We start from the raw sequence: 14,410 nt of genomic DNA on the forward strand, positions 1-14,410 counted from the left end.
GGAGTCAACTAACAATGGGCGAAGGAAAGATGGAAAGAGTAATTGTTTGTAGATGCGAGGACGTGTACCTCGACGATGTCGAAACTTCCCTCGCTGACGCGGACGGGCCCATTTCAGCGCATGAGCTGAAGCTGCAGACGAGGGCGGGAATGGGTGTCTGCCAGGGGCGCACGTGTGGTCCGCTGATCCACTCGCTGCTTCGCAGCCACTCAGCTGTGCTCGGGGATGCCGAGATCGGACCGGCCAGCAACCCGCCGGCCCGTCCCATGACCCTGATGGACCTTGCCGCGTCCAAAAGCAACCCGGAATCGAGAAGTGAGTGCAGTGAAGCGAATAAGTGAGCATCCCGTCCTCGGGCCTTTGGAGGAAGAGGAAATCGGGTTCGAATTTGATGGGCAGTCATACCGAGGAATCAAGGGCGACTCCATTGCAGCAGCGCTGCTGGCAAATGGCGTACGGACGCTCAGGTACTCCAACCGCGACGGAGAACCCCGGGGAATCTACTGCGGTATTGGCCACTGCTACGAATGCAGGATGACCGTCAACGGTGTCCAGAGCGTCAGGGCCTGCATCACGCAGGCCTGCGACGGGGACGTTCTGGAATCCCAGGGCGAGAACCGCAGGGAGGGCAGCAATGATTTCTGATGTGGTGGTAATCGGCGCCGGACCGGCCGGGTTGAGTGCAGCTGTCGCGGCCGCTGAAGCCGGAGCCAGCGTAGTAGTCATCGACGAGAACCCGCGGCCGGGTGGAAAGCTCCTCGGGCAACTCCACGAAGAGCCTGGCACCGGCTGGTGGATCGGTGCCGAGATTTCGAAGTCGCTGGCCAAGCGGGCCGAAGAGGCCGGTGTGCGCATCCTGTCCAACCGGCAGGTGTGGAACCTCTCCCCCAAGTGGGAAGTCGCACTGGACAACGGCGAATCGGTGTGCGGGGAGTATGCCGTTGTCGCGACCGGCGCTGCCGAACGGCCCCTTCCCATCCCGGGCTGGTCCCTGCCCGGTGTCATGGCCATCGGAGCTGCCCAGACCCTCACCAACTATTACCGGGTGCGGCCCGGTGACCGCGTTGCGGTCGTCGGCATGGACCCGCTGTCCCTCACTGTCGCACACGAGCTGAGCATGGCCGGCGCGGATGTGGTGGGAATCTACCTTCCGTCCAAGAGCGTCTTCGCCGGATCCCAGGCCGATCCCGACCGTAACCTGGAGTACCTGGCCGGCATGTCCGACCTTGCCCCGAACGCTCTCCTGCGTTGGGGCGGCCGACTGGCATCGAACCGGGCTCTCCGAAACCTCGCGCTGACGTTCTTCCCCACGAGCGGCATTCCCCTGATGGGCACAAAGCTCAATCTAAGGAAGAGCATCGTCTCCATCGGCGGAGATGAGCGCGTCCAGCACGTTGAAATCGCCACAATCGACAAGCACGGAAACCCAGGAAAGACACGGACAGTCGACGTTGACTGCGTCTGCATCTCCGGCGGGCTGTACCCGGTTCAGGAGCTCACCCGCGATTGTGAACTGGTGCGCATCGACCAACTGGGCGGGACCGTGCCCCTCTACAGCCCCGAGATGGAAACGAGCCAAAGCAACCTCTTCGTCGCCGGCAACGTCACTGGAATCGAAGGCGCCAAAATCGCTATGGCCCAGGGCACGCTTGCCGGCACAGCCATCGCCTCCCGCCTGGGCCGGATACAGGGCAAGGATGCCGTTGACCAGGCCGCCGAGGCTGTTCGGTCTGCCCGCAAGTCCAGCGCGATCACATTTATGCCCGACATCGACGAAGGCCGGCGGATCGCTGAAGATCTCTGGCTTCAGCTCGAGAGAGAAAAATCAATGACTCAAAAGGATGAGAGTTACGCATGAAAACGGCAGATGCCGTCGTTATCGGCGCAGGAGTATCCGGCAGTTCCATCGCCTTCCGCCTGGCCCAGCTCGGACTCAAAGTAGTCATCGTTGACAAGAACGGCCCTGGATCAGGAGCCTCGGGCGCCTGCGACAAGGCAATCTTCATGCAGTCCAAACGCCCCGGCCTTCATATGGAACTGGCCATGGCCAGCCGACGCATGTACAACACGCTGGAGTCCGAACTGGAGCAAAGCGTGGAGTTTGAGTCCGACGGCGGAATGGTCGTCATCGAAACTCCGCGCCACATGGAATTCATGAAGGATTTCATCGAGAAACAACGCAACGCCGGCATTTCCGTGTCCCTGATCGACGGAGATGCCGCCCGCGAAGCCCAGCCCTTCCTTGCCCCTCACATCCTGGGAGCGTCCTTCAGCCCGGATGACGCTGACGTCAACCCGCTGGCCCTAAACACGGCCTTCTTCCGGGCCGCCAGACGGCACGGATCAGTACTTCAAACCCACAGCGAAGTCATTGCGGTCAACACCGAACGCGGGAAGGTGACCTCAGTGGACACCACCCGCGGAAGCATCTCCACCGAACTCGTCATCAACGCCGCGGGGCCCTTCGCAAAAAGCGTCGGGGCACTGTCCAACATTGACATCCCCGTCCAGCCCCGCCGCGGGACCATCCTCATTTCGGAATCCGTTCCCAAAAAAGTGCGCGGATGCGTACTGGATGCCCAGTACATCGCTTCAAAACACCTGCGGTCGGATAACGATGACGCACCGCCCTACGGAGTCGGATTTTCGCTGGGACAGACCGTTTCAGGGAACCTGCTCATCGGCGGAAGCCGAGAATTCGCCGGCTTTGATAAGGGAAATACCCAGGACGTCATCGCCACCATCGCACGCCACGCAGCCCGGATCGCGCCGGAACTCGCGTCCACACGCATCATCCGCACCATGACCGGGTTCCGGCCCTACACCGGAGACGGGCTTCCCATCATCGACTGGGCACCGGAGACCGACGGCTACATCATTGCCGCCGGACACGAAGGAGACGGCCTGGCGCTGGCACCCCTGACTGGACAGCTCGTCGCCGACCTCCTAAAGGGCGACGGACCAACTCACCACTTCCTGTGCGGACTCACGCTGGGCAGGTTCGCCACGCAAAAAACGGAAGCACCCGCCGATGGACCATCGAACATCATCAATGCCGCACCCCAGCTTCACGCAAACGCTTGACCCCGTAGGCTGGTGGCCGCTCACCGAGCGGCCCCAGCCCTAAGCACTCCTTTCAAAACCACCCTGTCACACTTAGGCGCCGGAATACGGGGCGCAGATCGGATGTCCTCAGCAATGGAACAGACCCTAAAAAACTTCATCAACGGCGAGTTCGTCACGCCTGCGGGCACTGCCCTGGTCGACATCGTGAACCCCGTGACCGGTGAGGTGGTGGCCAAATCACCGGTATCGGTGCAGGCCGACGTCGACGCTGCCATGGCCGCCGCCAAGGACGCCTTCAAGTCCTGGAAGCACACGACCCCCGGCCAGCGGCAGCTCATGCTGCTCAAGCTCGCCGACGCCATCGAGGCCAACAGCGACGAGCTCGTCGAGGCCCAGCACCGCAACACCGGACAGGTCCGTTCCCTGATCGCATCCGAGGAAGTGGCCGCCGGCGCCGACCAGCTGCGCTTCTTCGCCGGTGCCGCCCGCATCCTCGAAGGAAAGTCCGCCGGCGAGTACTTCGAAGGCCACACCTCCTTCGTCCGCCGCGAGCCGATCGGCGTCGTCGCCCAAGTGGCACCCTGGAACTACCCGTTCCTGATGGCCATCTGGAAAATCGGCCCTGCCCTCGCCGCCGGCAACACCGTGGTGCTCAAGCCTTCCGACACCACTCCTGAATCAACTCTGGTGCTCGCGCGCCTGGCCGGCGAGATCTTCCCGGCCGGTGTCCTCAACGTTGTCCTGGGTACCGGTGAGACCGGTTCGCTCATGGTCGAGCACAAAGTTCCTGGCTTGGTGTCCATCACCGGTTCCGTCCGCGCCGGCATCGCCGTCGCCTCCGGAGCCGCGAAGGGCCTCAAGCGCGCACACCTGGAGCTGGGCGGCAAGGCCCCGGCCATCGTCTTCAAGGACGCCGACATCAAGAAGAGCGCCGCGGCCATCGCCGAGTTCGCATTCTTCAACGCCGGCCAGGACTGCACGGCCATCACCCGGGTCCTGGCGGAGGACTCGGTGCATGACGACCTCGTTGCGGCCATGGTGGAGCACACGCAAACGCTGCACACGGGCTACCAGAACGACGAGGACAACTACTTCGGCCCGCTGAACAACGTGCACCACTTCAACGCCGTCACCGCCGTCGTCGATTCACTGCCGGCGCATTGCCGGATCGAAACCGGCGGCCAGCGCGCCGGGCAGAAAGGCTTCTTCTTCGAGCCCACCATCATCACCGGCGCCAAGCAGACCGACGACATCGTGCAGAAGGAAACCTTCGGCCCGGTCATCACCGTGCAGAAGTTCACCACGGAGCAGGAAGCCGTGGAACTGGCCAACGACGTCGACTACGCCCTGGCCTCCAGTGTTTGGACGTCCGACCACGCTACGGCCATGCGCCTCAGCCGCGATCTGGACTTCGGTGCTGTCTGGATCAACACGCACATCCTCCTCACCGCCGAAATGCCCCACGGCGGCTTCAATCAGTCCGGCTACGGCAAGGACCTCTCCATGTACGGCGTCGAGGACTACACCCGCATCAAGCACGTTATGTCCGCACTCGACGCCTGAAAGTAATCGCATGACAAAGTTCCTGGACTTGAGCAAAGACGTCGCTGAGCTGACCGCAGACCTCATTGACATCCCCAGCGTCTCCGGACACGAAAAGAAGATCGCGGATGTCATCGAAGAGTCGCTGAATAGGCAGGCGCACCTGAACGTCAGCCGCTTCGGAGACGCGATCGTCGCCCGAACCGAACTGGGCCGGTCCGAGCGGGTCCTGCTTGCGGGGCATCTCGACACTGTCCCCCTTCCCACAGCATCGAATGCACGCGGTACGGTACCGAGCCGATGGTCCGGCGAAACCCTCTACGGGCGCGGTGCCACCGACATGAAGGGCGGGGTGGCGGTTCAGCTTGCACTGACTGCCTCCCTGACCCATCCCCAAAAAGACCTCACCTTCGTCTTTTATGACCACGAGGAGGTCGAAGCAGCCAAAAGCGGCCTGCTAAGGGTGGCCACGCGGGCAAGAAGTCTCCTGACCGCTGACCTGGCCGTCCTGCTGGAACCGACAAACGGCTACGTGGAAGCCGGATGCAACGGAACCCTGCGGCTGCGGGCCACCGCTGAGGGAACCGCTGCTCACTCGGCACGGGCATGGATGGGCGAGAACGCCATCCACAAACTGGCGGGGTTGCTGTCTGCCCTTCAGCAGTACGAACCCGCCGCAGTCGACGTGGACGGCCTGGCCTATCGGGAAGGGCTGAACGCCGTCGGTATCGGTGGCGGAATTGCGGGCAATGTCATCCCCGATGCCGCCTACGTGGACATCAACTACAGGTTCGCGCCTGACAAAACCCCGGACCAGGCCGAGGAGCACGTCCGCCAGATCCTGGCCGGGTACCAACTGACCCGTACAGACGCAGCCGCCGGCGCCAGGCCGGGGCTGGGAACCCCTGCCGTCCAAAGTCTTGTCACCGCCGTCGGCGGTGCCGCCCAGCCCAAGTACGGCTGGACCGATGTAGCCCGGTTCGCTCAGATGGGTATCCCGGCCGTCAACTTTGGTCCGGGCGATGCTCTGTTGGCGCACACCGACGACGAGCATGTCCTCGCCTCTGAGGTCAGGAAATGCCTCGGCGCGCTGCTGGACTGGCTGACGTAACAGGCGCCTGCCCGAATAGAATTTAGCAGGCACTCCGGTGACGCCGGGTTGATGCAAGGAGAAACACATGCGCTGGGTCAAGGGAAACCTGAATATCATCAACCTCAGAACCCTGCAGATGGTGATCAACACCGGCTCGCACACCGGCGCAGCGAAGAAACTCGGATACACGACGTCCGCCGTGTCGCAGCAGATAGCCGCCTTGGAGAAGGCACTCGGGGTGGAACTCTTCGAACGCGGACCGAGAAGCCTCTGGCCGACACCAGCGGGTCTGGCCATGAGCGCCCACGCCGACGTCATTCTCCGGCAGGTAGCCAGGGCCGAAGACGAAATGCAGGCGTACGCGTCCGGGTCCCAAGGCAGTCTCCGCATCGGCGCCTCCGGCACCGCTGCAGCCCAGCTCGTACCGAGGGCCCTGTCACGGCTTGCCATGCGTTATGCTACCGCCGACATCTCCGTTGAGGACATCAGCCTCCAGAAGGGACTGGCTACGTCCGTTCTGGAAGGCCTCACGGACCTGGGGATCATCTATGAGTACGGCAGGGTGCCGATCCCCCGGCTCGAAGGCCTGGTTCTCCAGCCGATTCTCGACGAAGAGCTCGTCGTGATCAGCGCTGCACACTCGGCGGGGAAGACCGGAGACAAGGTCCCGCTCGAGGAGTTCGCACAGGAAAACTGGATCACCAACGAAGTCGGCTCTGCCGGTGCCGAGAATTTCATTCAGATGTGCGAACAGGCCGGCTTCGAGCCCAACATCGGCTTCCACAGCAACGACTTCGACGTCATCCGCGGCCTGGTCAAGGAAACCATTGGCGTTGCCCTCGTGCCGGCCCTGGCCCTGGGCATTGACCGGGGTATCGCCTTCCACCGGCTCCTCGACCCGCCACGGCGTACCGTCCATGTGGCACACCGAGCCTCAGACCTCAATCCCCTCCTCGGGGTCACGATTGCTGCCTTGCGCGAGGCAGCGGAGGACTTTATCGACTGGACCAAGGACGCCTTCGAGGTTCACCTAGATAACCCCGTTGCATTCATAGTCGGCGATTAGCGCGTAAAGCACGTTGCGGTGAACCGCTGAGCCGGCGGCATGCGATGCTCCGGCCGTAGCGTTCCGGAGTGCACATTGACTGGGCGGGGATAGAATCCCGAAGGCTAATTTCCTGCGGCACCAGTTGGCGCCCTGTCTGTGACCTAACCCAGACGAGCGGGGAAAGATTGCCCGACAGTCGCGAAATAATTTTGCATGACAAGGGTGTAGATGTCGTACACGGGCAAGCCCGAGGCCTCCCTGATCGCGGCGCTGAACGGTACGAAATTGGTGCATTCCAGGACTATTGCTCCGGTGTCCGGGCGCCGCTTGACCAGATCCTTTGCTGCCTGGATCATTTCCGAGCGGAGCAATTCCGCGTCTGCTTCGAAGCCGCCGTCGATGAACACCGTCGGAAAAACTGCGTTCGGCGGCAGGGCGTTCACGTGGACGTCGAATTGATCAGAACCCCAGCCTGTGGCACTGAAGTGCCCCTCGGTCAGGTTCGGTCGTTCCGTCAGAATGCCCACACTGCTCGAAGGCCCCAGCATCTGGGAAACCATCGGAACCTGAAGCAAAGCGGAGGTCAGCACCGGCACCGACACTGCTTCGGCGAGCTCCCGCTGAAAAGCCGCGAGGAAACCGCAGCTCGTCGCTATGGCACGGACGCCCTCTTCCTCGAGCTCCTTTGCCGCTGTAATAAACGGTTCCAACAGCGCCGGGTCGGGACTTGCACCCATTATCCGCTCAGCCCGCGCGCCTTTCACAATCTTGTATTGCACTGGGAAAGGCCAGGTGAGCGCGTTGCCGATGTCGCCCGCGAGTCGTGGAAAGACCGTGTCCAGCATGAGCACGCCCAGTGCCTGGCCATACAGTGTCCGCCCGCCAGTAATTGTCGTCATGGTCACGATCCTCCTGCTTGTCTTGAAGGCCGCCAAGGCCCGGACCGACAGTGAACCTGTAAGGCCATGCTGTTCTGGTAAAGCTCAGGTCTTGACGCCCGCCAATCAACACATGTCGCTCTGGTCGAGATGCTTTGGCATCTCGACGGGGGACTCCATCGGCTGGAATACAAACGCTTTTTGCGGACTCGCATTGATGAGGTCCCCCGCCACTTGGCTCAGAGTCTTCCGGCAGTCTCCACAGAGAACGGAGTATTGACTTCCGCGGCAGCTTCCTTGACCGCCGAGACCAGCCCGTCTACGTCCGCCTCGGTGGTGTCGAAGGAGCACATCCACCGCACTTCACCGCTTGCCCGGTCCCAGTCGTAGAACCGGAAGGCCCGACGAACGATGTCGGCTGCTTCAGACGGCAGGGACGCAAAGACTCCGTTTGACTGCGTTGGCCGGGTGAGTCTCACACCGTCGATGGCTTCGACTCCGCGGCGCAGGCGCGAAGCCATCTCGTTCGCGTGCGCGGCAGATCGCAGCCAAAGATCCGACTCCAACAGCGCGATCAGCTGGGCGGAGACGAAGCGCATCTTGGATGCCAGCTGCATGTCCATTTTGCGCAAGTGCTTCATTCCAGCCCCCGTTTCAGGGTCCAGAACGATGACGGCTTCCCCGTAGAGGAGTCCGTTCTTGGTCCCCCCGAAGGAGAGAACGTCAACTCCGGCGTCTGTCGTGAACGCCTTGAACGGGACGCCGAGGTGGGCGGCCGCGTTGGCGAGCCTGGCACCGTCCATGTGGAGCTTCATCCCGAGGGAGTGGACATGTTCGGCGATCCGCCGGACCTCCTCCGGTGTGTAGCAGGTTCCGACTTCAGTGGTCTGCGTGATGGAGACCGCAAGAGGCTGTGCCCTGTGTTCATCCCCCCAACCCCAGGCTTCCCTGTCGATCAGCTCGCGGGTCAGCTTGCCGTCCGTTGTCGCAACCGGTAGGAGTTTGATGCCGGCTACCCGCTCGGGAGCCGCGTTCTCGTCGGTGTTGATGTGAGCCGTATCCGCGCAGACCACCGCTCCCCAGCGAGGGAGCAGTGTCTGCAGGGACAGGACGTTCGCGCCGGTGCCATTGAAGACCGGGAACGCGGCTGCGGAGGGACCAAAGTGTTCCTTGATAACCTCCTGCAGCCGCTCCGTGTATTCGTCTTCGCCGTAGGCCACCACATGGCCTCCGTTGGCGGAGCGGATCGCTTCGATAATTTCCGGGTGTGCTCCGGCGTAGTTATCTGAAGCAAATCCCCTCATGCCCCTGTTATGGAGAGAGGCGCTCATCAGCGGGCTCCAGCAAGCGCGTCGGCAGCCGTGGCCGGCGAAGACGACCCCGGACGGATGCGTCGTCCGTTGAGCTCTTCAGCGGCCGTTCCGAAAATTCCGAGGACCGATTCGGCGAGCACGTCGACGTGGGTGAAGCCGGGGAACTTGCGCTCGGGCTGGGCCGCCTTCATGCGTTCGTCGAGCAGCGCCTTGACCACGAAGACCAGGGCAGCGGACGTCAGCGGATCCGTTGAAGCCTCTCCGTGGGCGCGGCGGATCCCGTCTGCCACCGCCAGTGTCCAGGCTTCGGCAGCTGATTTCACCGCCGTGTAGGCAGCTCCGTCGGCAGTTGGACTGGCGACGGATTCGGCCGAGACAATCGCGAGGCGGCCCACCGGTGACGCGACCAGGTCGTCGAGGAATGCTCTGCTGGTATTCCTCAGCGTGGTCATGATTCCGGTGTGGAGGAAGTCCCAGTCCTCGTCGGACTGGCCTTTGATTCCCTCCCCGCCGCGCCAGCCACCGACCAGGTGGATCAGCCCGTCAGCAGGGCCAAGCTCACTCCGGACGGATTCAGCAAGTTCGTTCACCGACGCCATGTCGGCCAGATTGCAGGTGTAGCCCGTGACATTCTCATGGGCGGCTGCCAGCTCGCGGACCCGGTCCTCAAGAATGTCGACGGCAACGACACGCGCGCCCGCCTTGGACAGCGCACTGACGACCGCCGCTCCGGCGGCACTCGTGGAACCGGCGACAACTACGGTCCGCCCTCTCAGTGTTTGCGTCATGCCGCTGCACCGTCCGGAAGCTGGGCGGAAGCATCCCCGGTGATCCCGGCCGTCGACTCGATGACCGGCCGCATCTTCTTCTCAAGGGCCTCGTAGAACATTGAGAGCGGGAATTCATCGTCAAGAACCTGGTCCGTCAGTCCCCGCGGTGGCCCGTCGAGGGGAAGGGCGTCAGGACCCTTGGCCCAGACGGAGGCAGGGTGGGGGGTTAGGGTTCCGGAGATCAGCTCGTAGGCAGCCAGCCAGTGCGCCGTCTTGGGACGGTCGATGGAGCGCCAGTAGAGTTCTTCCACGCGGATGGCCAGTTCGACGACCACGCCTGCAACTTCCTTCCAGTCGATGCTGAGCTTGCCGTCAGTCCAATGAAGAACCCGGTGCTGGTGCATCCACGCGAACAGCAGCTGGCCGCCCAGGCCGTCGTAGTTGCGCACGCGGCTGCCGGTGATGGCGAAGCGGAAGATCCGGTCGAAAATGACAGCGTACTGTACGAGCTTCGCGTGCTTGCGGGCTTCTTCAGAGGACGTTTCGTCCCTCTCGATGAGCACGCACTCCTTGAATGCGGTGAGGTCGCACCGCAGTTCTTCCAATGAGTACAGGAAGTACGGCATGCGCTGCTTGATCATGAACGGGTCGAAGGGAAGGTCGCCGCGCATGTGGGTGCGGTCGTGAATGAGGTCCCACATGACGAAGGTCTCCTGGCAGAGCTTCTGGTCGTGGATGAGGGCCGCGGCATCCTCGGGAAGCTCCAGGGAGGTGATCTCTGCTGCAGCCTTGAGGACCCGCCGGAAACGGGCGGCTTCACGGTCGGCAAAGATGGCACCCCATGTGAATGTCGGGGTGGAACGCACCGCGACGCTTTCCGGGAAGAGGACAGCCGAGTTGGTGTCGTAGCCGGGCGTGAAGTCCCAGAAGTGGACCGGGACGAATAGCTTGTTCGAGTACTTTGTGGATTCCAGTTCGTCGATGAACTCGGGCCAGATCACGTCGATCAACACCGCTTCGACAAACCGGCTGGTGCTTCCGTTCTGCGTGTACATGGGGAAGACCACCAGGTGGGGCAGGCCGTCGACGCGCCATTGCTGAGGCTGGAAGGCCAGCAGGGAATCCAGGAAGTCAGGTTCGCCCAGGCCGGCGGACTGCCACTTCTGGAAATCCTGCACCACAAGGTCGAGGTATTCGCCGTCATGCGGCAGGTGCGGCTGAAGCTCCTGGATCGAGGAAACGATCGTATCGATGTTCGCGTTGGCACGGGCATGGTTGGCACTATCCGGGACGGAACCGTCCTTGACCTGGACCTGCTGCAAATCAATGACTGACTTCTTGAGGTTCTGCCAAGCGGGCAGCGACCTGATGTCTACAGCCTGGAGCTGCACTTCATCGCGTGCTTTCAATGACATGAGTAATGTCCTTCCGGTAGGTGGGTGCAACGACATTACAAAGGCCGGGAACGTCGGCGACAGGGGACGAGTACCGGCGTTTCTGTTGCTGCGTTTAGCAAAGTTTTCACTCCCCAAGATCGCCGGTACGCGACGGCATGGAGCAATAAGTCCACCTGGAGGCCCGGTGCGCGTAGGCTTTTCCTAGGGGCTTACCCGGCAATGCGGGCCGCCGTGTTCTCCGCTTTCCGGCGGCGTTCGCGCCCCGTTCAAGGAGGCGCAAATTTGAGCTACAGATCCTCTGACCCTTTGTCTAGCCATCCTTAAGGTGAACCTGTTCAGCTGGCGTTGCGCCTGTGAGTACTATCACAGGCAGCAGATGTTCTTGCGGACCTTCGATCCCCGAGAATCCGCGATCATCCTCCCTTTAGACGTGGCCGAGTGTGGCCCCAGAAAGGAGAACTGCGATGGCAACGAAGCCACAGTTCACAATCGATAATTCGCCGGCGGTTGCATTCCACTACCGATTGGCAATCTTCACCAGCGGCGGAAAGTTCGTCGACGGATACACCTTGGGCGTGCTGTCGATCGCCCTCGCCGTGCTCCCGGCAAGCTTCGGAATGACCCCCCTGCTCGCTGGCCTCGTTGGCTCGGCCGCACTCGTTGGCCTCTTTCTGGGCAGCATCTGTTTCGGTCAGGTCGCAGACCGCATCGGCCGCAGGAAGCTCTACCAAATCGACCTGGCGGTCTTCCTCATCGCATCCATCGTGCAGTTCTTCGTACAGGACGCGGTTCAGCTGTTCATCGTGCGACTGATCCTCGGAATTGCAATCGGTATCGACTATGCGGTCGGTCCCACCTACCTGTCGGAGATGCTCCCGCAGAAGCTCCGTGGCCCGTTGCTGGGCAGTCTGGCCGCCGTATGGCGCTTCGGCTTCCTCGCCTCCATCGGCGTCGGTGTCCTGTTGAACGGCCTCCACCTGGGGACAGGGGCATGGAAATGGATTCTTGTCAGCAGTGCCGTCCCGTCAGCCATCGTCATGATCCTCCGTCTTGGCAGCCCCGAATCACCCCGGTGGCTGGTGGCACAGGGTCGTGCGGCTGAAGCCGAGGCCATCGTCAAGAAGCACATCAACCCCAATGCGGGAGTCGATGATCTCGTCGAATCCCTCCGGAATTCAGACAAGGACCGCCGGTCCGGCATGGAAACCCTGAAACTGCTCTATAGCCGCAAATGGCGTTCCCGGACTCTCTTTGCAGGGTTCTTCTGGATCGCCCAGGCAACCCCTCAGACGGCAATCTTTACCTTCCTTCCCTCCCTGTTCGTTGCCCTCGGCCTTCAAAATGGCCTGACCCCCACGCTGATACAGAACGCCTTCTTCGCCCTCGGTGGCGTCGTCGGCATGATCGTGGTCAACCGCTTCACCCGACGCGGCCTGCTCATCAGTACGTTCTGGCTGATGGCCGTTTCGGTACTCGCACTTGCTGTCCTTCCCCACCCGGCCGCAGCCGTCGTGATCGCCTGCTTGTGCGTCTACGCCTTCATCGAAGCGATCGCCGGAAACCTCCAATTCGTGTACCCCGCAGAACTGTTCCCCACGTCAATGCGGGCAGCCGGCGTCGGCATGGCAGCCGCACTGAGCCGTATCGGAGCCGCCATCGGCACCTTCCTCCTGCCGGTCGTACTGGCCGCCTTCGGCGTTCAGGTAATCATGATCGCCACCGTCGCCCTCCTGGCCCTTGGCGCCATCGTCTCCTCCAAAGTGGCCCCCGAGACAGCACGTCACGGCCTGGAAGAGGAGTCCCCCACCAGCAACGGGCAAACCCAGCGCAAAACCACCACGGTCTGACCCAAACCGCCGGTCCTCCAAGGCCTCTGGGCCGCGGAGGACCGGCCAACCATCCTGGATGCCTCAGTTGCCCAGTGTCATCGCTGCGCAGCTGAGGCATCCGCCTGTAATGAAGGCGTCCCAACGACGCATGCTTGGCAGCAAACCCCTTGCGCAACAACACCGAATACGGGCTGGTGGCCTACGTCTTCACCAAGGACCTCAACCGCGGCATCCGGATGGGCGAACGGCTGGAGACCGGCATGCTCGGCCTGAACGCCGGTGTCGTCTCCAACGCCACTGCACCATTCGGCGGCGTCAAACAGTCCGGCCTGGTCTGTGAAGGCGGCCTCGAAGGCATCGAGGAATACCTTGACACCCAGTACATCGGCATCGCCGACTCCTACGCCGGCTAATTTCCCGAGCTTGAAGCGGTCTCAGCTCCAATGGCCGACGCCCAGTTCTAGGCATGCCTGGACGTCAGTATCGCAGCTTTGAACCCGTGCCTTTTCCACCGCTCAATACGGGTACGGGGCTCCAGAGGCATGGCGGGTTTCCCTGACCCGCCATGCCTCACCAAAAGAACAGGGTTGGCCGGCTGACGCCGACCGCAAAGGTTTGCCGAAACGCTTGTTCAAACTACTTAGGATCTAGCGGGAATCCAGCGGTAGAGAGTGGGCACGGAGACGCCCAAGTCCCTGGCCACATCCTTGGGAGCCATCCCTTCACGCAGGAGGTTCTTGGCGGAGCGGATCTTCGACTCGGTCATAACCCTTTTGCGACCACCAACCCGTCCCTGTTCCCTGGCGGCAAGCAAGCCGGCCTGAGTTCGCTCAACCAAGAGGTCCCTCTCCATCTGAGACAGGCTGGCCATGACGTTAAAGAAAAAACGACCTGAGGCTGTCGTGGTGTCGATTGCGTCCGTCAGGCTGATAAATCCAACTTGCTGGTCGCTAAGCCTCCCAGCGAATTCCAACAGGTCCTTGGCGCTTCGTCCCAGTCGATCGAGCTTCCAGACAACCAGCGTGTCGCCCTCGCGAAGAACATCGAGAGCCCGTTCCAGACCTGGTCGCTGGGTTTTGGTACCGCTAATCACGTCGTCGAAAATCCGGTTACATCCAGCCGCCTTGAGCGCATCAAGTTGCAGGGACAAATTTTGGTCCCGCGTCGAGACCCTTGCGTTAGCTTTGCGGTTTACGCGTGTCTCGCAGAGGTGATTGTTTGCCTTTTGTACGGCATTTATTCGTTGCTCCGGCATGTGTCTCATGTCAGGTTTGTCCCGTGATTCTGCACTCGTTCAGTTCCGTTGAGTGGGAAGCGTGGGGGCTGTCCGGCCGGCCGCTGATCCGTGATGACATGCCGGTCCTCATCGATGAGGATCTCTGCTTCGAGGATGCTGAGGGTCCGCGGCCGACGGTTGCGATGAACCAGTGGCTTCGGGAGCTGCCGGTCAGCGGGGCGCCCTCCCCGAAGACGT

Annotated in this window: 14 protein-coding genes and 1 pseudogene; 10 read left to right on the forward strand and 5 right to left on the reverse strand. The window is 62.1% G+C overall.

Features of this window, described 5'->3' with window-relative positions:
- The first annotated feature begins 29 nt into the window (after positions 1-29).
- The 7 genes from E1809_RS24525 (at position 30) to E1809_RS24555 (ending at position 6,767) form a co-directional block, all read left to right on the forward strand.
- Entirely contained in the window at positions 30-341 is a 312-nt protein-coding gene (locus E1809_RS24525) for a (2Fe-2S)-binding protein (RefSeq protein ID WP_165962490.1), read from the forward strand.
- The gene (locus E1809_RS24530) at positions 316-645 is read left to right on the forward strand and encodes a (2Fe-2S)-binding protein (RefSeq protein WP_205754321.1); all 330 of its coding nucleotides are present in this window, start codon (positions 316-318) and stop codon (positions 643-645) included. The genes E1809_RS24525 and E1809_RS24530 overlap by 26 nt, the downstream gene beginning before the upstream one ends.
- Positions 635-1,858 carry an NAD(P)/FAD-dependent oxidoreductase gene (locus E1809_RS27820; protein ID WP_133206850.1) on the forward strand — a complete coding sequence of 408 codons (1,224 nt, stop codon included), beginning with the start codon at positions 635-637 and terminating at the stop codon, positions 1,856-1,858. Before E1809_RS24530 ends, E1809_RS27820 begins: the two co-directional genes overlap by 11 nt.
- Positions 1,855-3,084: an NAD(P)/FAD-dependent oxidoreductase gene (locus E1809_RS24540; protein ID WP_133206851.1), complete on the forward strand. Its 1,230-nt coding sequence runs from the start codon at positions 1,855-1,857 to the stop codon at positions 3,082-3,084. Before E1809_RS27820 ends, E1809_RS24540 begins: the two co-directional genes overlap by 4 nt.
- 114 nt (positions 3,085-3,198) lie before the next feature.
- Positions 3,199-4,629 (forward strand): aminobutyraldehyde dehydrogenase, encoded by a 1,431-nt coding sequence (locus E1809_RS24545; protein ID WP_133206852.1) that lies wholly within the window; start codon positions 3,199-3,201, stop codon positions 4,627-4,629.
- Between the two features lie 10 nt (positions 4,630-4,639).
- Positions 4,640-5,719 (forward strand): succinyl-diaminopimelate desuccinylase, encoded by a 1,080-nt coding sequence (dapE, locus tag E1809_RS24550; protein WP_133206853.1) that lies wholly within the window; start codon positions 4,640-4,642, stop codon positions 5,717-5,719.
- Positions 5,720-5,786: 67 nt separating this feature from the next.
- Positions 5,787-6,767: a LysR family transcriptional regulator gene (locus E1809_RS24555; RefSeq protein WP_133206854.1), complete on the forward strand. Its 981-nt coding sequence runs from the start codon at positions 5,787-5,789 to the stop codon at positions 6,765-6,767.
- Positions 6,768-6,910: 143 nt separating this feature from the next.
- On the opposite strand, the gene E1809_RS24560 is transcribed toward E1809_RS24555, so the two are convergent.
- The 4 genes from E1809_RS24560 to E1809_RS24575 all read right to left on the reverse strand — a co-directional run bounded on the left by E1809_RS24560 (position 6,911) and on the right by E1809_RS24575 (position 11,125).
- On the reverse strand, positions 6,911-7,648 hold the full coding sequence (locus E1809_RS24560) for an aspartate/glutamate racemase family protein (protein ID WP_133206855.1): 738 nt from the start codon (positions 7,646-7,648) through the stop codon (positions 6,911-6,913).
- 218 nt (positions 7,649-7,866) lie between these two features.
- Positions 7,867-8,931, reverse strand: coding sequence for a threonine aldolase family protein (locus E1809_RS24565; protein ID WP_235835763.1), 1,065 nt, complete (start codon positions 8,929-8,931; stop codon positions 7,867-7,869).
- Positions 8,932-8,957: 26 nt separating this feature from the next.
- Positions 8,958-9,728, reverse strand: coding sequence for an SDR family oxidoreductase (locus E1809_RS24570; protein ID WP_133206857.1), 771 nt, complete (start codon positions 9,726-9,728; stop codon positions 8,958-8,960).
- Complete coding sequence (locus E1809_RS24575) at positions 9,725-11,125, reverse strand: DUF6421 family protein (protein WP_133206858.1); 1,401 nt, start codon at positions 11,123-11,125, stop codon at positions 9,725-9,727. The genes E1809_RS24570 and E1809_RS24575 overlap by 4 nt, the downstream gene beginning before the upstream one ends.
- A 446-nt stretch (positions 11,126-11,571) precedes the next feature.
- On the opposite strand from E1809_RS24575, the gene E1809_RS24580 reads away from it, so the two are divergent.
- Both E1809_RS24580 and E1809_RS24585 read left to right on the forward strand, forming a co-directional pair.
- Positions 11,572-12,954 carry an MFS transporter gene (locus E1809_RS24580; RefSeq protein WP_133206859.1) on the forward strand — a complete coding sequence of 461 codons (1,383 nt, stop codon included), beginning with the start codon at positions 11,572-11,574 and terminating at the stop codon, positions 12,952-12,954.
- 149 nt (positions 12,955-13,103) lie between these two features.
- Positions 13,104-13,349, forward strand: a pseudogene (locus E1809_RS24585) (aldehyde dehydrogenase family protein); the annotation flags it as partial.
- A 227-nt stretch (positions 13,350-13,576) separates the two neighbouring features.
- Here the strand turns inward: E1809_RS24585 and E1809_RS24590 are convergent.
- A complete protein-coding gene (locus E1809_RS24590; RefSeq protein ID WP_133206860.1) occupies positions 13,577-14,191 on the reverse strand; it encodes a recombinase family protein in 615 nt (204 codons plus the stop codon).
- Between the two features lie 23 nt (positions 14,192-14,214).
- Between E1809_RS24590 and E1809_RS27200 the strand changes: the two genes are divergently transcribed.
- On the forward strand, positions 14,215-14,410 hold a 196-nt coding region (locus tag E1809_RS27200), incomplete at its 3' end, for a hypothetical protein (protein ID WP_205754322.1).

This window comes from Arthrobacter terricola (assembly GCF_004354015.1).
Lineage (GTDB): Bacteria > Actinomycetota > Actinomycetes > Actinomycetales > Micrococcaceae > Arthrobacter > Arthrobacter terricola.